Annotated in this window: 19 protein-coding genes; 10 read left to right on the forward strand and 9 right to left on the reverse strand. The window is 68.0% G+C overall.

Annotated features, from left to right (window positions below):
* Window position 1 precedes the first annotated feature (1 nt).
* The 3 genes from ACFXN1_RS08090 to ACFXN1_RS08100 form a co-directional block, all read right to left on the reverse strand.
* Window positions 2-454, reverse strand: a complete 453-nt coding sequence (locus tag ACFXN1_RS08090; protein ID WP_379442678.1) for a MaoC family dehydratase — start codon at window positions 452-454, stop codon at window positions 2-4.
* A 10-nt stretch (window positions 455-464) separates the two neighbouring features.
* Window positions 465-2174 carry a PHA/PHB synthase family protein gene (locus tag ACFXN1_RS08095; RefSeq protein ID WP_379442676.1) on the reverse strand — a complete coding sequence of 570 codons (1710 nt, stop codon included), beginning with the start codon at window positions 2172-2174 and terminating at the stop codon, window positions 465-467.
* 131 nt (window positions 2175-2305) lie between these two features.
* A complete protein-coding gene (locus ACFXN1_RS08100) occupies window positions 2306-3580 on the reverse strand; it encodes a PucR family transcriptional regulator (RefSeq protein ID WP_379442674.1) in 1275 nt (424 codons plus the stop codon).
* A 167-nt stretch (window positions 3581-3747) separates the two neighbouring features.
* Here ACFXN1_RS08100 and ACFXN1_RS08105 point away from each other — a divergent pair, with 167 nt between their 5' ends.
* Genes ACFXN1_RS08105 through ACFXN1_RS08115 form a run of 3 tightly spaced genes read left to right on the forward strand, consistent with a single transcriptional unit; the run spans window position 3748 to window position 8472 of the window.
* A complete protein-coding gene (locus tag ACFXN1_RS08105; protein WP_379442672.1) occupies window positions 3748-5205 on the forward strand; it encodes a class I adenylate-forming enzyme family protein in 1458 nt (485 codons plus the stop codon).
* 31 nt (window positions 5206-5236) lie between these two features.
* Entirely contained in the window at window positions 5237-7057 is a 1821-nt protein-coding gene (locus tag ACFXN1_RS08110; RefSeq protein ID WP_379442670.1) for a DUF3556 domain-containing protein, read from the forward strand.
* Window positions 7054-8472, forward strand: a complete 1419-nt coding sequence (locus ACFXN1_RS08115; RefSeq protein ID WP_379442668.1) for a phytoene desaturase family protein — start codon at window positions 7054-7056, stop codon at window positions 8470-8472. Before ACFXN1_RS08110 ends, ACFXN1_RS08115 begins: the two co-directional genes overlap by 4 nt.
* An 18-nt stretch (window positions 8473-8490) precedes the next feature.
* Here ACFXN1_RS08115 and ACFXN1_RS08120 read toward each other — a convergent pair whose 3' ends face one another.
* Complete coding sequence (locus ACFXN1_RS08120; RefSeq protein WP_379442666.1) at window positions 8491-8745, reverse strand: hypothetical protein; 255 nt, start codon at window positions 8743-8745, stop codon at window positions 8491-8493.
* 3 nt (window positions 8746-8748) lie between these two features.
* Between ACFXN1_RS08120 and ACFXN1_RS08125 the strand changes: the two genes are divergently transcribed.
* The 3 genes from ACFXN1_RS08125 (at window position 8749) to ACFXN1_RS08135 (ending at window position 10834) form a co-directional block, all read left to right on the forward strand.
* The gene (locus tag ACFXN1_RS08125) at window positions 8749-8955 is read left to right on the forward strand and encodes a hypothetical protein (RefSeq protein WP_379442664.1); all 207 of its coding nucleotides are present in this window, start codon (window positions 8749-8751) and stop codon (window positions 8953-8955) included.
* A 124-nt stretch (window positions 8956-9079) separates the two neighbouring features.
* On the forward strand, window positions 9080-9472 hold the full coding sequence (locus ACFXN1_RS08130) for a hypothetical protein (protein ID WP_379442662.1): 393 nt from the start codon (window positions 9080-9082) through the stop codon (window positions 9470-9472).
* Between the two features lie 168 nt (window positions 9473-9640).
* Entirely contained in the window at window positions 9641-10834 is a 1194-nt protein-coding gene (locus ACFXN1_RS08135; RefSeq protein WP_379442660.1) for an MFS transporter, read from the forward strand.
* On the opposite strand, the gene ACFXN1_RS08140 is transcribed toward ACFXN1_RS08135, so the two are convergent.
* The 3 genes from ACFXN1_RS08140 to ACFXN1_RS08150 form a co-directional block, all read right to left on the reverse strand.
* The gene (locus ACFXN1_RS08140) at window positions 10803-11114 is read right to left on the reverse strand and encodes a hypothetical protein (RefSeq protein WP_379442659.1); all 312 of its coding nucleotides are present in this window, start codon (window positions 11112-11114) and stop codon (window positions 10803-10805) included. The two genes, ACFXN1_RS08135 and ACFXN1_RS08140, sit on opposite strands and share 32 nt — an antisense overlap.
* Window positions 11111-11668 (reverse strand): RNA polymerase sigma factor, encoded by a 558-nt coding sequence (locus ACFXN1_RS08145; RefSeq protein WP_379397412.1) that lies wholly within the window; start codon window positions 11666-11668, stop codon window positions 11111-11113. Before ACFXN1_RS08145 ends, ACFXN1_RS08140 begins: the two co-directional genes overlap by 4 nt.
* A 202-nt stretch (window positions 11669-11870) precedes the next feature.
* Window positions 11871-12125 (reverse strand): hypothetical protein, encoded by a 255-nt coding sequence (locus ACFXN1_RS08150; protein ID WP_379442657.1) that lies wholly within the window; start codon window positions 12123-12125, stop codon window positions 11871-11873.
* Between the two features lie 834 nt (window positions 12126-12959).
* Here ACFXN1_RS08150 and ACFXN1_RS08155 point away from each other — a divergent pair.
* From ACFXN1_RS08155 to ACFXN1_RS08170, 4 genes are all read left to right on the forward strand, one after another.
* Window positions 12960-13106, forward strand: coding sequence for a hypothetical protein (locus ACFXN1_RS08155; protein ID WP_379442692.1), 147 nt, complete (start codon window positions 12960-12962; stop codon window positions 13104-13106).
* A gap of 29 nt (window positions 13107-13135) precedes the next feature.
* On the forward strand, window positions 13136-13213 hold the full coding sequence (locus ACFXN1_RS08160; RefSeq protein WP_379463528.1) for a 50S ribosomal protein bL37: 78 nt from the start codon (window positions 13136-13138) through the stop codon (window positions 13211-13213).
* Window positions 13214-13432: 219 nt separating this feature from the next.
* The gene (locus ACFXN1_RS08165) at window positions 13433-13858 is read left to right on the forward strand and encodes a hypothetical protein (RefSeq protein ID WP_379463525.1); all 426 of its coding nucleotides are present in this window, start codon (window positions 13433-13435) and stop codon (window positions 13856-13858) included.
* A 224-nt stretch (window positions 13859-14082) separates the two neighbouring features.
* A complete protein-coding gene (locus tag ACFXN1_RS08170) occupies window positions 14083-15987 on the forward strand; it encodes a potassium transporter Kup (RefSeq protein WP_379442690.1) in 1905 nt (634 codons plus the stop codon).
* A gap of 15 nt (window positions 15988-16002) precedes the next feature.
* Here ACFXN1_RS08170 and ACFXN1_RS08175 read toward each other — a convergent pair whose 3' ends face one another.
* Both ACFXN1_RS08175 and ACFXN1_RS08180 read right to left on the reverse strand, forming a co-directional pair.
* Window positions 16003-16209 (reverse strand): hypothetical protein, encoded by a 207-nt coding sequence (locus ACFXN1_RS08175; RefSeq protein WP_379397422.1) that lies wholly within the window; start codon window positions 16207-16209, stop codon window positions 16003-16005.
* A gap of 141 nt (window positions 16210-16350) precedes the next feature.
* Complete coding sequence (locus ACFXN1_RS08180; RefSeq protein WP_379442652.1) at window positions 16351-16914, reverse strand: dihydrofolate reductase family protein; 564 nt, start codon at window positions 16912-16914, stop codon at window positions 16351-16353.
* Window positions 16915-16922: the final 8 nt, after the last annotated feature.

Genomic DNA, 16922 nt, shown 5'->3' on the forward strand with positions numbered 1-16922 from the left:
CTCACGGGTAGAGCACCACGACATCGGCGACGCAGGCGGGGCGGTTGCTGCCGTCGATCTCATAGGTGAGGCCGAACACCGCCTCCACGCCGGAGGTCTTCCGCTGGGCCGTGTTCAGCGTCACCACCGCCCGAATCTTGGACCCCACCGGCACCGGCGCGGGGAAGCGGACCTTGTTCAGGCCGTAGTTCAGCGCCGCGGTGAGGTCGCGGATCTCGAGGACGTCGGCGATCATCACCGGCGCCAGCGAGAGCGTGAGATAGCCGTGCGCGATGGTGCCGTGGAAGGGCCCGTCGGCGGCCCGCCGCGGATCGGTGTGGATCCATTGGTGATCGCCGGTGGCGTCGGCGAACAGCTGCACCTGTGGCTGGGTGATCTCGATCCATTCGGTGGTACCGAGCTGCTGTCCGGTCAGGCCGATCAGGTCGGCGGGTGAGTCGAGTCGTGTTGTCACGGTATGCCTTTCAGTGAGTGAGCACGTAGGTGCCGGGGGCCGGGTCCTGCGCCGGCAGATCGGGGGCGCCGAGTGTCGCCGGTGCGTCCCTGTCCGGTCCGCTGCGTTCGGCGAGCCATTGTGCAAAGTCCGGCCACCACGAATCGGCTTGCTGCGCAGCGTTGTCCACCCAGGCGGCCGGATCGGCGTCGTCGGGCGCGCCGACGCGATAGGCGGCCTTCGGATTTCCGGGCGGATTTACCAGCGCGGCGATATGGCCACTGGTGGACAACACGAATCGGCAATCCTTGCTGCCCAGCAGCCGGGCGCTGCGATAGCAGGCCTGCCACGGCGAGATGTGGTCGGCGAGCCCGGCCACCACGTAGGTGTCCACGGTCACCCGCGACAGGTCCACGGGCGTACCGAGCATGTGCACCCCTCCGGGGACGGTGAGCGAGTTGTGCACACCCATCAGCACCATGTCGCGGTGCAGGGCGGCGGTCATGCGGGTGGTGTCGGCATTCCAGAACAGCACATCGAAGGGCGCGGGCGCGCGGCCCTGCAGATAGTTGTTGACCCAGTACCGCCAGACCAGATCGGTGGGCCGCAGCCAGGCGAACACCTCGGCCAGCGCGCGGCCGTCCAGGTAGCCCCGGCGCTGCGAGACCGCGATGGCCGTCTTGGCGGTCTCCTCGTCGATGGCGGCCGCGGCGAATCCGGCGCGGGCCTGGTCGAGGACGGTCACCATCAGGGTCAGCCCGGCCAGCCGGTGATCCTGCCCGATCTCGGTGAGGTGGGCCGCGGTCATGGCCGCCAGAATGCCGCCGGAGCACGACGCCTGCAGGTGGGTGCGCTCGGAACCGGTGATCGTCTCGACGGCGCCGAGCGCGTCGATGATGGCCTGGCCGTAGGTGTCGAAGCCCCAATCCCGTTGCGCAGCCGAGGGATTACGCCACGATATGGCGAACACCTGCTGGCCCTGCGACAGGAAGTACTCGATCATGCTGCGGTGCGGCGCGATATCCATGATGTAGTACTTGTTGATCACCGGCGGCACCATGAGCAAGGGGACCGTATGCACTCGCGGGGTCTGCGGTGCGTACTGGATCAGCTCGAAGACCTCGGTGCGCAGCACCACCGAACCCGGCGTGACCGCGACGTTCTCGCCCACCGTGAAGGCGTTCGGCTCCACCATGGCGGGAACCCGGGGCGCCCGGGCCATATCGCCGACGAAGCGCCGCAGTCCGCGCACCGCGCTCGCCCCGCCGGTGTCGACCAGTGCCCTCCAGCCCAGCGGATTGAGCAGCGGATTGTTGCTCGGCGACACCCCTTCGAGGACATTGTCGATCACGAAGCGCATCCACTGCTCGTCCTTCCAATCCAGGTGCGCATCGGTGAGCAGTTCCTCGGCGGTGTCGCTGGCGGCCAGATACGCCTGCATGCTGCGCTTCAGGATCGGATTGCTCTGCCAGGCCGGATCGGCGAAGCGCTTGTCGGCCTTGGCCGGAGCCCGTTCGGACCGTCCGCGCGCGATATCCGTCAGCTCGTGCCGCAGCGCCGACACCCGCCCGCCCACCGCACGGGGCCGCCGGGCCAGGTGCACGGCCAGCCGGCTCCAGGAATTGTTGGGCAGCATCCGGCGGCCGATGCCGACTGCCGAGCCGGTCAGCAGTAGATCCAGCGGCGCGGCCAGTTCGTCGGCCTGTGCGGGTTCGGCGGCGTAGTCGGAATTGGTCACCATGAGTCACTCCTCGTGGAATTGGGGGAATTCATGGCAAGGAAGGTAGGCCGCCGGCGCGCCGCTGCCATTGTGTCGCGGAGACGAAGATGAGTCGCGGTCTTGTCCTCCGCGTGCGGCGGCCGCTCGCGATCTCAGCCCTGCGGGTGCAGCACCGCCGGGCCGTACCAGTGGCAGGCCAGCAGGGCGAGTTCGACATCGAGCCGATCGCCGGTGATCGGCCGGCCGCGGCGCTCGATGGCCCGGCCGACGCGGTACTTCACGGAATTGAAATGCAGATCCAGTTCACCGGCCGCGGCCTTGAAACTCGAACCGCTGCGCAGGAATACGCGCAGGGTCTCGCGCAAGCGTTCGTCATTGCCGGTGTCGCAGGCCAGATTTCCCAGCACCTCGCCCACCCACTCGCGGGTTTCGCCGAGATCGCCGCCCAGCAGCGCCGCCGCCGCGAGACCCGGTTCCCACGCGGCCAGCAGCGGATTCGGCAGTCCGCGGGCGAGCGCTACCCCGTGGGCTCGCTCGGCCTGCCGATGGGACGCCCGGAAGCCGTCGAGGCCCGGCTGGGCCGGACCGATGGCGATACCGGGCGGGCCGGACTCGGCGGAGACCCGGGCCCGAATGCGCGCGACGGGATCGCCGGGATCCGCGCGATAGGGCAGCCAGGCCCACGCGCTGGCCGGATCGGTGGCGACGAACAGGGGATTCGCCTCCACGGTCAGCTCCTGCCCGAGCTCGCGGGCGAACTGCTGCAGGCGGGGGATCTCGTCGTCCTCGGAGTCCGAATACCAGAGCACCAGCGCCACGTGATGCCAGCGCAGCGGATACCGGAGGGCGGTGGAGACGGCGTCCACGTCGACGGTCTTGCGGCTGGTCAGCAATTCGCGGACGCGTAGCGCGCGCAGGCTGTTCCGGCTCTCCAGCCAGCGCTCGCGCTCGTCGTCGTAGATCAGCACGACCTGCTCGGTGATGCGGTCGATGTATTCGAACAGGATCGCCGTGATGCGCTCGATGGCGGCGACACGCTCGGCCGCCGGAATGTCCATGGTGTGCAGCTCGGTGAACACCATCTCGGTCATCCGGCGCTGCCCGAGCCGATAGGCACGCACCAGCGCATTGGCCGGAACACCTTGCTGCGCAAGACGTCTGGCGTACTCGACGGCCGCGCCGGGGGCCTGGATGCGGTCCACCGGAATGTCGTGGCGCATGGCGTGCAGCACGGTGTCCACATTGGCCTCGACGCTCGCGCCGAGCAGGTCCACCGTGCGGATATCGCCACGCAGCACGACGATGTCGTCCTCCAGCGCGTCGCGAATGGCGGCGCTCACCTGCGTCACCCTGGCATTCAACCGGGCGGCGATCGCTTCCACATAGCGGCCCACCGCGACATCGCCGTCGCGCCGCGCAACCGTCACCCCTCCACGGTAGATCCGGGACCGCGCGGTGGCGGCCGATTCGCCGAGCGGGTTTGTCTCCCGGCGACAAATACGGTCCGGAACTTCGTTCACACACGACGGTGGCGCGGGGGCCGGCGATTTCTACCGTGGTCGCCATCACTTTTTCTCCCGCAAGGACATAACTCATGAACCTCCCGGCACTACCCGATCGCAGGGCCGCTGCCCGTCCGACCGCCCCCGCCCTCGCCGACGACTGGGCCGATCTCGACAACGCCCGGTTCCTCGCGGCGGTGCAGCGGGCCGCCGCGGCCCTGCGCGGCCACGGTGTCGGCGCCGGCGACGTGGTCGCGGTGCGGCTGCCCAATACCGCGGACCTGGTGGTGACGCTGTTCGCCGCGTGGCGGCTGGGTGCGGCGGTCACACCGGTGAATCCGGCGCTGGTCGCCGACGAGATCGCCTTCCAGGTGGCCGACGCCGGCGCGAAGGCGATGGTCACCGATGCGCCGTTCGATGGCCCCGCGTGCGCGGTCGTCCCGCTGGGCGAGCTGCTCGCGGGCCCTGGCATCGGCGTCGAGCCGATCGACGCGGACCCCGGCGCGCCGGCCCTGCTCATCTACACCAGCGGCACCACCGGGCGGCCCAAAGGGGTCATGCTCGACCACGCCAACCTGCTCGCCATGTGCGGCATGGTCATCGACGCGCTGGATCTCGACGAGAGCGACCACAGCCTGCTCGTCCTGCCGCTGTTCCACGTCAACGGGATCGTGGTGAGCGTGCTGTCCCCGCTACTGGCTGGCGGGCGCACCACCGTCGCGGGCCGGTTCGACGCGGGCAGCTTCTTCGACCGGATCGAAAAGGCGCGGCCCACATACTTTTCCGCCGTGCCGACCATCTACGCCTTGCTGGCCGATCGGCCAGTGGACGTACGCCCGGACACCTCGTCGGTGCGTTTCGGCATCTGCGGGGCCGCCCCGGCGAGTATCGGGATACTGGCGAAATTCGAGGCCCGCTACGGCATCCCGGTCGTGGAGGGCTACGGCCTGTCCGAGGGCACGTGTGCCAGCACGATCAATCCGATCGCCGGACTACGTAAGCCGGGCACGGTCGGTCTGCCGCTGCCAGGCCAGCGCATCCGCATCCTCGGTCTGGACGGTGAGGACGCGCCGGTAGGGGAGGCCGGCGAGGTCCTGATCTCCGGCCCGAATGTCATGCGCGGCTATCTGAATCGGCCCGAGGTCACCGCCGCCACCATCGTGGACGGCTGGCTGCACACCGGCGATATCGGGCGGCTGGACGAGGACGGCTATCTGGTCCTGGTGGACCGGGCCAAGGACATGATCATCCGCGGCGGCGAGAACATCTACCCCAAGGAGATCGAGACCGTCGTCTACCAGCTGCCCGAGATCGCCGAGGCGGCCGTCGTGGGCCGGCCCGACCCGGTCTACGGCGAACAGCCGATTCTGTTCGCCGCCCTCACCACCGGCGCTGCCCTGGACGCCGACGGCATTCGAGAGCACGCCCGCCGGGGATTGGCGAAATACAAACTGCCGGTATCCATCTCGATTCTCGACCAGCTGCCCAAGAACGCGGTCGGCAAGATCGACAAACCCGCGCTGCGCCGACTCGACGCGCAAACGTTCTGATTCCCACCACTTTTCAGCAAGGAGCATCGTCATGGGATTCATCGAACCCGATCTGCCCGCCGTGGAGCCCGAGCACTTCCTGCGGCTGCCGCTCATGGAGCGCATGCGGATCCTGGCCGTCAACTGGGCCGAACACGGCTTCGGCTCGCCGCGCATGGTGCACACGATCTACATCCTGAAGCTGATCGTGCTGTACGCCCTCGGCGGCATCGTCGTCGCCACCACCACCTCGCACCTGCCCGCGTTCTGGCACGTGAGCGAGTGGTGGAACCAGCCGATCGTCTACCAGAAGGTCATCCTGTGGACCGTCCTGCTGGAGAGTATCGGCATCGCCGGCTCGTGGGGGCCCTTGGCGGGCAAGGTGAAACCAATGACCGGAGGCATCCGGTTCTGGGCGCGGCCGCGCACCATCCGGCTGCGGCCGTGGACGTGGGTGCCGTTCACCGCGGGCGACCGGCGCGGCTGGTTCGACATCACGCTGTACATCGCGCTGCTGGTGAGCGTCGCAGTCGCGCTGTTCTCGCCTGGCGTGCACAGTGATTCGCTGTCGGCGGCGGTACCGGGCAACACCTCCGGCCTGGTGAATCCGGCGCTGCTCATCGCGCCGATCGTGCTGCTCGTCCTGAACGGGTTGCGGGACAAGACCATTTTCCTGGCCGCCCGTGGCGAACAGTACCTGCCCGCACTGTTCTTCTTCGCGGTGCTGCCCTTCGTCGACATGATCATCGCGCTGAAACTGCTCATCGTCGTCGTGTGGGTGGGCGCGGGTGTCTCCAAGTTCGGCAAACACTTCTCGCAGGTGGTGCCGCCCATGGTGAGCAACAGTCCGTCGGTAGCGTTCACCTGGTTCAAACGAGCGCACTACCGGGACTTCCCGCGCGATCTGCGCCCGTCCCGCATCGCCGATGTGATGGCGCACGTCGGCGGCACCACGGTCGAGGTGATCACGCCGCTGGTGCTGCTGTTCTCCACCAACCGCTGGCTCACCCTGGCGGCCGTCGCGGTGATGGTGATCTTCCACCTGTTCATCGTGTCGACCTTCCCGCTGGCGGTGCCGCTGGAATGGAACGTGCTCTTCGCCTACGCGACGGTGTTCCTGTTCCTGGGCTTCCCGAACTGGCACGGCTACGGCGTCTTCGACCTCTCCTCGCCGTGGCTGGCACTCGGGTTGATCGCCGGGCTGCTGGTCTTCCCGATCCTCGGCAATTTCCGGCCCGACAAGGTGTCGTTCCTGCCGTCCATGCGGCAGTACGCCGGTAACTGGGCCTCGGCGGTGTGGGCCTTCGCCCCCGGCGCGGAGGGCAAACTGGATAGGGTGACGCGCTCCGCCAAGAACCAGGTCGACCAGTTCGTCGAATTCGGCTACGAGCCCGCGTGGGCCGAGGTGACCATGCAGCAGGTCGTCGCCTGGCGCACCATGCACAGCCAGGGCCGCGGCCTGTTCTCGGTGCTGCTGAAGAACCTGCCCGACATCGATGCCCGCACCGTGCGCGAGGGCGAATTCCTCTGCAACTCGGTGATCGGCTTCAACTTCGGCGACGGGCACCTGCACAATGCGGACTTCATCGCCGCCGTACAGCGCGAAGCCCGCTTCGAACCGGGCGAGGCGATCGCCGTCTGGGTGGAATCGCAGGCGTGGGGCAGCAAGGTGCAGCACTACCAGGTCATCGACGCCGCACTCGGGGTGATCGAGCGGGGCACCTGGAGGGTCGCCGACGCCGTGGCGGAGCAGCCGTGGCTGCCCAACGGCCCGATTCGGCTGGCGGTCACCTGGACCCGGCCGCAGCCGGAAGTGCGCGGCCCGGCGGAGATTCGCGACCAGCGGCAGCACGGTTACGGAGCGCTGGCATGACCACCGCGACCGTTGTCGGCGGCGGGCCCAATGGACTCGCCGCCGCCGTGGCCCTCGCCCGGGCGGGCGTGCGGGTCACCGTCCTGGAGGCCGACCAGGAGATCGGGGGCGGCACCCGCACCGTCGAGGCCATCGTTCCCGGACTGCTGCACGACCACTGCTCGGCGGTCCACCCGATGGCCGCGGGCTCGCCGTTCCTGCGTGAACTCGGACTCGACCGATACGGATTGTCCTGGCGCACACCGGAGATCGACTGCGTACACCCCCTCGACGGCGGCCGGGCCGGCGTCCTGCACCGGTCGGTCGAGCGCACCGCCGCCGGACTCGGCCGCGACGGGCAGCGGTGGACGTCGTTGTTCGGCAGGCCCGCCGCCCGCTACGACGCCCTGGCCGAGGACATCCTGCAACCCCTGCTGCGGGTGCCCCGGCACCCGCTGACCCTGGCCCGCTTCGGCGCACCGACCCCGCTGCCCGCCTCGGCGCTGGCCCGGATCTTCCGGACCGAGGAGGCGCGGGCGCTGTTCGGAGGTATTGCGGCGCATGCCTTCCGGCCGTTGCACCTGCCGATGACCTCGGCCATCGGCCTGGGCATCCTGACCGCGGGGCACCGCTACGGGTGGCCCGTGGCGGCCGGCGGCTCGCAGGCCATCGCCGACGCGCTGGCGGCCCTGCTCGCCGACCTCGACGGCAAGATCGAGACCGGCGTCCGGATCGAGACGGCCACCCATCTGCCGCAGGCCGACCTCACCATGTTCGATCTCGCCCCGGAATCGGTGGCCGAGATCCTCGGCGACCGGCTGCCGTCGCGAATCTCCCACGCGTACCGGCGATTCCGGCGCGGACCTGGCGCGTTCAAGGTCGACTTCGCGGTCGCGGAGGGTGTGCCCTGGACCAATCCGGACGCCCGCCGCGCCGGGACCGTCCATCTGGGCGGTCCGTTCGCCGAGGTCGCCGCTGCGGAGCGCGATATCCATGCCGGTCGGCTGCCCGAGCGACCGTTCGTCCTGGTGGGCCAGCAATATCTGGCCGACCCGCAACGCTCGGTGGGCGATGTCCACCCCGTGTGGGCCTACGCGCATGTCCCGCACGGCTATACCGGCGATGCCACCGAGGCGATCATCGGGCGCATCGAGCAGTTCGCTCCCGGCTTCCGTGACCGTGTCATCGGCTACACCGTCAGCCCGACCGCCGAATTCGCCACCCACAACCCGAACTTCACCGGCGGCGACATCATGACCGGCTCCAAGGACATTCGCCAGCTCGTCTTCGGCCCACGAATCACCTTGTCCCCGTATGCGATCGGGATTCCAGGCATGTACATCTGCTCCGCCGCGACCCCACCCGGCCCGGGTGCCCACGGCATGTGCGGCGCCAACGCCGCCGAGGCAGCCCTGGCTCATCTCGGATCCGTGTGAGGACTGCGACTGCGCCGACTACCGGGAGTTCCGCGTCGAACCGTCGATGCGGGCGATGACCGCGTCGAGCGCCAGATCGATCGCGTAGTCGAATTCCTCCCGCTTGTCGAATCGCGCCAGGTAGGGAGCGACTTCCGCGACGGCGGGCAGTCCCGACTGTTCGAGCGTCGCCCGGCGCGCGGCGATCCCGGCGATGTCGCTGGTTCCGTAGGTGGGGCCGGCATTGACTTCGCGCAGCAGGGTGCCGATGAGGGCGGCCACCATCGTCCGCATCAGATGGACCGCTCGACACCGAGCTCGCGTGCGACCGCGCGCATCCCGACAGCGTCGATTCCGTCGCCGTCGATCACCGTGAGCGTCGCAGCGACGATCCCCGCGCGGGTGAGCTGGAATAAAACCCACGCTGTGGATATTGGAGTCCGGCATGCGATCGAGCGGATCTATTTCGACCAGCTCACCGTCCTCGAGCAGCGCACCACGTAACCGATTTGAGCGATGCCGCCGAACAGTTCATCTCACTGCCGATGAAGCGAACGCGGCCCGGCAGCCGGCAGGTTTCGTCGAAAAGCCCCGCTACCTGCCCACCCACCGCGACCACCACCCGACCTTGGTCTGCCACACCCCCGGCGACGGCGATCCCTGGTACGGCTTCGCCGCCGCCAAGGAACTCACCGAGATCACCCCCGGCCTCGTCATGATCAGCCTGCCCGGCCACACCCGCGGCCACGCCGCCATCGCCGTCGACACCGGCGAACGATGGATCTTCCACGCCCGCGACTCCTTCTACCACCACGGCCAGATCGACGGCCTCACCCCGGTGCCCCTCGCCCTGACCGCAATGGAACGTTTTGTCGCACACGACATGAACGCAGTTCGCGCCAACCACGAACGCCTCGCCGAGCTATGGACCAGACAGTCGCCCGACCTGCTGCTGATCAACGCCCACGACCCTCTCCTACTGCGCCGTGCCCAGCAGATCGACACCGACGCCGGACGATGACATGCCGTCACCGACCACCTGGGCGACACCCCCGTCGTCGCGAAACAGACACACCCGCACCGGAGTAAAAGGAATGCGCTGACGCACCGCCGTCACGCCGCTGCCGGCCTGACGGTGCTGTCTGATTCTCGCCAGCCGTACGGGTGGGGTGTTCGTAGCGTCAGGAGTATGGAAACGGAACTGATTGCCGTTGAACGGGTTACGGGCCTGCGGACGCCGGTGGTGTGGTTCATGGCCGTCGCGGCCGCGTTGGGGACTGCCGGCATCTATCCGCTGCAACCGGCCATCGCGGCGGTGGCCCGGTCGTTCGGGGCGTCGCTCGCCGAGGTCGGGGGAGCGTTGGCGTGCGGGCCGGTGGGGTACATGGTGGGGCTCGCGCTGCTGGTGCCGCTGGTGGATCGGGTGGCGCCGCGGACGGTGGTGGCGGTGCAGTTCTGGGCGCTGGGGGTCGCGCTGGCCGGGGCGGCGGCGGTGCGGTCACCATGGCTGCTCGGCCTCGCCATCGGCGTGATCGGGGCGGGCTCCACGGTCGGGGCCCAATTGAGTTCGGTGGCAGGCCGATTCGCGGAACCGGCGCGGCGGGCGACCGTGCTGGGGGCGGTCACGGCAGGGATCTCGGCGGGAATTCTATTGGGGCGCATCGTGGGCGGGTGGCTGGCCGATGCCATCGGGTGGCGCGGCATGCTGCTTCTGCTGGCGGCGGCCTGCGCGGTGGTGGCGGTCGCGGCGCGCGCGGTGCTGCCCGCCGAAACCGGGAACGCCGGCACCAGCTACCTGGGGCTGCTGCGTGGACTGCCGGCGCTGTACGCGCGGTTCCCGGTGTTGCGGCTGGCGGCCGGGCGAGGTGCGTTGTGGTTCTTCGCCTTCTGTGCGGTGTGGGCCGGAGTGGCGGTGGCCCTGTCGGAACCGCCGTTCTCGTATTCCGCCGAGCGCATCGGGCTTTACGCCTGCGCCGGACTGCTCGGCATCGTGGCGACACGGGTCGCTGGGGCCTGGACCGATCGGGTCGGGGCACGCCGGGTGATCCTGGCCGGGCTCGGGCTCGCGGCCGCCGCGACCGTGATTCTCGCGACGAGCCTGTCGAATACCGTTGTCACGGTGGCGTGTTTGGGCCTGTTCGATGCCGGATTGTTCGCCGCGCAGGTCGCCAATCAGAGCACCGTGCTCGCCATCGATCCGGACGCGACAGCTCGCTTCAACAGCGCGTACATGCTGGTGTACTTCGTCGGCGGCAGTGTGGGGACCGCGTTCGGCGCGGCAGCGGTGAGCTGGTTAGGCTGGGCGGCAACGGCTTTCATTGCCGCCGGCGCGATCGTGGGCGCGGCCGCGATCACCGTGTCGGTGCGCGTGGCCCGCGCCTGACGCTCCCTTCGACGCGGGTCAGGTGGCAGGCGTCGTCGGTGCAGGAGCGTTGCAGGCGGCCTCGCGAGATCGTCTGCATCAGGCCGATCGCCCAGCACATGGGACAGCCGCGCAGGGCCAGGACACCGATCGGCAGCAGTAGCAGACTCGGTATGCCGAAAACCGGTGCCAGGGCGAGCGATCCGGCGAGCAGCCCGAATCCGATGACTCCTCGCGCCAGATGGGCAGGAAGGGACTTGCTGGCGAAAGACCTTTCACCGGAGGTGAGACGACTGGTCATTCCGCTGCCGCCTCCTTCCAGGCATCCAGTTCGGAGCGCACGGTGGTGCGGGCACGGTGCAGCCGAGACTTCATCGCCGCCGTGCTCAGCCCGACCGATTCGGCCACCACACTTCCCGGCAGGCCCTGAACGTCACGCATGATCAGTACCCGGCGCTGATCGGCGGGCAAGGCCGCGATGGCCGCGGCCACCCGCTCGATCTCCAGCCGCGCCAGCACGTCGTCCTCGGCCGAGGCGGTGCACGCCTCGGCACTCGTTTCGGAGCGCCGGGCCATGTCCGCGACTCGCCGCAAGCATTCGTTGCGCACGATCCGAAACATCCAGGAGGCCAGCGCACCCGTGGCCCGCAGGGTTCCGATCTTGCGATACAGCACGATCATCGCCTCCTGCGCCGCATCCTCGGCATCCTGGCTACTCGCGCACAGCGAATACGCGAACCGCCGCACATGCGGATGCGCACCGGAAACCAACGCCGCAATCGACGCCTCATCCCCGCCCTGGGCCGCGACCACAATGTCCGCCGCAGGCCACGAGGCCGGCGTGCCCCTACCCACGCGACCGCTTCCGATTACGCAGGAACAGCACACAACTACAAACCGACACAGCCGCAACAACCACGGCAACGACCACTACGGTCATGAGAACCCTTCCTCCACGTGCCGACCCGGATGCCCGCACCCCCATAAGAGCAACCAACCGCGAAAAGGATTCACCACCCACCCGATTCGATCGATCCATGCCGAGGGGCCAGGAGGTTCAACGTCGCCGCCGCTCCCGCCGCTCCCGCTGGCTGTCCAGTCGTTGCTGGATCCGTGGCCATACTCTCGGGGTTACGAAGCGTTGGAACCCTGCGACCAGTAGCCCGGCCAGTCCGCCCCACTCGTGTGCGGGGTCGTTGTCATTGTCGGCGACGTCGGCGCCCAGGCCTCGATTCCGGGCGGGCCACAGCCGCCGCGACACAGTGATCACCGCAATGCCCAGCAGCGCGATGAGCACCAGTTGCAACCACATTCAGCGCTCTTCTCAGAGGTATCGGTACAAGGCGGCGCTGTCCATTTTCACCGATAGCTATCGGCGGTTCAATCGCCCTGAACAGGACCCAGGGCGGCGATGATGGCCTGTGCGCCGGCGATGAAGCAGCTCACCCCTCATACGCCTTGCCGAGCATGTCCTCACTGTCGGCAGCGAACCGAGGATCGCCGGAATCGAACGACGACCACGGGCGGCCGGGGCGGACCGTATGCGCTCGCAACAGTACGAGGTCGATACCCTCGCGGATCAGATCGGCCTCCGACCCCCATCGTTTCGGCGGCTTCCTTCAGACGGGCGGCCTGTTCGCGATCGAGATGCACGCTCGTCTCGGCCTGCATCAACGTAGGGTATGGCGTAGGGCACACGGCCGTTGCCATCTCAATTCATGAACCACCCGATCCGCCCGGTCGCGGTGTTTCCGGCGGTTCGCTCGGCCGCGTTGGTCCAGTGTTCTCCAGCGCGGCCGCGGGATGAGCAGCAACGGTTTCCGGGGTGTGAGTTCGGTGGAATTCGGCTTCCAGAGTGAGGACGAGCCGCCGAGTCCGGCCTAGCTGGTTCGTCATATTCCTTGCGGCGCAGCGTATCTGCGCCGCGGTGTCGCCAGTGTCAGTGCGACGTTCCACACCTTTCCGCGAGTGTCATCGCGAACTTCTCGTGTGCTTCCGCGCCTCGGCGCGGGCCACCCCTTCCTTGATCGGAGAGCTATGTCCGCAACCCTGTCCAGTGCCCGTACCGTCCTCGTGACCGGGGCCGATACGCGCCTCGGTTTCGCGACGGCGCAGCGGGTGATCGCCGACGGCGATAGCCCTACTGGTGCAGCTGGCCACACCCAGCACGCCGGTCATGAACGGCGGCTACTACGAGGGCACGGAGCCTACGAAAGCTGCAGCGCTGGTGCGTAATTCGCGTGCCCGCACCCGGCTCGCCGCATGGAGCAACCAGCTCACCCACACTGCCTGACCCGGTCAGGGATCCTCCGGGAGGAATACATGTCCAAACGAGCCGGTAAGAAGCGCGCCCGCCGCAAGACGAAGGCGAACCACGGCCACAAGCCCGGCCAGCGCTGACCGACCTCCGGCGTAGCCCGTCACCGGCATGTCACGGGTGCGCCGAGGACAGGAGCCGCCGCGATCCCGAAAGGGCCGCGGCGGCTTCGTCATCAGGTCGTATAGATCCTGCAAAGAACCAGGTCGACAGCGCCAAGGGTGCGTCAAAGCAGCTGTTGCCACCGCCCGAACGCGCCTAACTTCCATCTTCCGTCCGGAGTATTTCCGGGCAACGAGGAGATGGTTCGAATGGTCGGCGATCACGATGACCCGATGCTGCTCGACGAGCTGGCAACCCATTGCCACGTCGTCGAGATCCTCGACATGCTTTCCGAATCCGGTTGCAATACAGCGCTGCTGCAGAGATTCGTGCCGGCGCAGGGCGTGGATCTGGCGTCGGCTCTCCGCCTGATCGCGGCGCGTGGACTCCTCGCCACAGATGACCACGGCAGTTGGGACGAGCCCCTGACGATTCCCGGGCCGCTGCGGCTGACCGACAGGGGCGAGGCGGTCGCACGAGCACTGTCGAACACCGCCGCAAGCAGGACTCCTCACGATGGTGGCCGACCTGCAGAGCATCGCTCGGTCCTGGGAAGAGCCGCCGGCCGAGTGCTGAGCTTGCGCCGCATCAGGGCGGGAGGGCTTGCCGCGACGTCTCGAGCTTGACCGTGGCACCACGGTCGCGTTGGCCGACACCCGTTTCGGCCGTTGCAGTGGTCACCGCCGCGCTGGAATAAGGGCGTGTCGGACGTCGTGCCCGCGAGCCGGTAACGTCCGGCACGATTCGCGGGCATCCGCACGGCCGCCCGCTCGGAGGAGGTACCACTGTGACCGAGCAGCGACCTACGGGGACAACGGGTGACACCCCCGCGCCGCAGTCGACACCGGGCATGTCCGCCGCGCACGACACGGCCCGGCTGGCGGTCGTGGTCGGTGCGCTCGGTGTGGTGTTCGGCGATATCGGCACCAGCCCGATCTACACCCTGCAAACGGTGTTCGATCCCGGTGACCCGCATCCGGTTCCGGTGAGCCGGGACAACGTGTTCGGTGTCGTGTCGCTGGTGTTCTGGTCGGTCATGATCATCGTCACCGTCACCTACGTCCTGCTGGCGATGCGCGCCGACAATGAGGGTGAGGGCGGCATCATGGCGCTCATCACGCTGCTGCGGCGCTGGGTCGCGCCGGGCGGGCGGCGCACGGCGCTCGCGCTGTCGGCGCTCGGAATCTTCGGTGCGTCACTGTTCTTCGGCGACAGCATGATCACTCCGGCGATCTCGGTGCTGTCGGCCGTCGAGGGTCTGAAGGTGGTACAGCCCTCGCTCGCGGAGCTGGTCGTGCCGATCACGGCGGTCATCATCATCGGGCTGTTCCTCGTACAGCGGCGCGGCACCGCGGCGGTGGGCCGCATGTTCGGACCCGTGATGATCGTGTGGTTCGTGACCATCGGCGCACTGGGCGTCACCGGCATCGCCGAGCATCCGGAAATCCTGAAGGCGCTCTCACCGACCTATGCGCTCGGATTCCTGTTCGGCCACTTCGGAATCGCGTTCTTCGCACTCGCCGCGATCGTGCTCGCGGTCACCGGCGCCGAGGCGCTCTACGCGGATATGGGGCATTTCGGCCGGCGCGCCATCACCCGTGGCTGGCTGTTCCTCGTCTTCCCGGCGTGCGCGCTCAGCTATCTGGGACAGGGGGCGCTGATCCTCGACGACCCGGCCAATGCCGGCGCACCGTTCTTCCTGCTCGTCCCCGGCTGGGGCCGGCTGCCGATGGTCGTGCTGGCCACCGCGGCCACCGTCATCGCCTCGCAGGCGGTGATCACCGGCGCGTATTCCGTTGCCGCCCAAGCCGCCCAGCTCGGCTACCTACCGCGGCTGCGGATCGCGCACACCTCCGAATCGACCATCGGGCAGATCTACGTGCCGTGGATCAACTGGCTGCTGATGGTGTCTGTCCTGACGCTGGTGTTCGCCTTCCGCAGCTCGGCCGCATTGGCCTTCGCCTTCGGTATGGCGGTGACCGGCACCATCACCATCACCACCCTGCTGTTCTTCTATGTCGCACGGGCACGATGGCATACACCGATGTGGCTCATTGCCCTCGGCGCGATCCCGCTGCTGATCGTCGACCTGCTGTTCGTCGCCGCGAACCTCACCAAGCTCGTGCACGGAGCCTGGCTGCCGCTGCTGATCGGCATTACCGCGTTCACCATCATGACCACCTGGCAGCGCGGCCGCGAAATCGTCACCACAGACCGTGAACAGCGCGAAGGATCACTGCGCGTGTTCATCGACCAGTTGCAGGACGGCGTACCGGCAACGGTCACCGTCCCCGGCACCGCGGTATTCCTCAACCGCGGCAAGGAAACCGCTCCCCTGGCCATGCGCGCCAACGTCGAGCACAACCACGTACGGCACCAGCAGGTCGTATTCCTGTCCATCAAAACCGAACCGGTCCCGCGAGTTCCGGTCGACCAGCGCATCATCATCGACCACCTGGACTACCGCGAAGACGGCATCATCCACGTCACCGCCCGCTACGGCTACATGGAAACCCCCGACGTTCCAGCCGCACTCGCATTGCTCGACCCCGCCGAAACCGAAGGCCCGCTGGACTTGGCGCAGGCTTCGTATTTCCTGTCCACCATCGAACTCCGCCCCGGCCCCGAACCGACCATGGCCCGTTGGCGCAAACGCCTGTTCATCGCCACCAGCCACATCACCGCCGACGCCGCCGAATACTTCGGCCTGCCCCGGGGCCGCACGGTCATCATGGGCTCACAGATCGAGGTGTAGGCGGGCCCGCGTGTGTCACGCGGCCGGCCGCCCCGACCAATCATCATGCTGCCCTTGATGTTCGATCAGATCCATCAGGGTGTCGACGGCGGCCAGGGAGGACCACTCATCGCGAGCGGCGAGACCGGGATGCCGATCGGACCGCGCGATGTACACCTCCTCCGTCGGCGACCACTGCACATGGAACGACGACAGGCAGACTTCCCCGCCGATGATGCCCATAACCTCGCCTCCAGCTTCGACATGGCCTGAGCTCCCATTGGATATCCAACCGATAGTCGCCCCCCGGTCCTTGACGCTTCCATCACTGGCGCGCGCACGAAATTGTCGAGTTCTTAGCAGCGGCAGCGCAGTCGAGGCGAATCACGATGCCCCGAGCCGTTCGTGGCGCAACAGGGTAACTTGTTCGTCCAGCACCCGCGATCCGGTCAATCGCAGGGCCGCACCGACATTCACATCGGTGAAAACGGGCTTGCCGCCGCCGAACAGGACCGGGTGCACGAAAATGTGGTACTCGTCGATCAATCCGTCGCGAGTCAACGACGACGCGAGTTCGGACCCACCACACAGGAGGAAGTTCCCCTGCTCACGAGCCGCCGCATCGGCCAGGGACCCGGAGTCGGAGAACACGCGGGTATTCCACGGCGCAGTGTCGAGCGTGCGTGATACGACGGCCTTCGGCTTGGCCAGCCAGACCGGCGCGAAGTCGGCATCGCCGGGATGGAAGGCGCATTGCTCGGCGCGGGGCCAGTACTCGGACATGAAGTCCCAGGTGACCCGGCCGTAGAGGAAGGTCCCCGCCGCGTCGGCGAGTCCGCGCCAATACGCGTCGACGTCGGAATCCATGGTGGGCCAGTAGAATTCACCGTTCGGCCCTTCTATGTAGCCGTCCAGGGACTGGTGGACGACATGAACGATCTTCCCCATCGGGTTGC

It is taken from the genome of Nocardia sp. NPDC059154 (genome assembly GCF_042755705.1).
Classification (GTDB): Bacteria; Actinomycetota; Actinomycetes; order Mycobacteriales; family Mycobacteriaceae; genus Nocardia.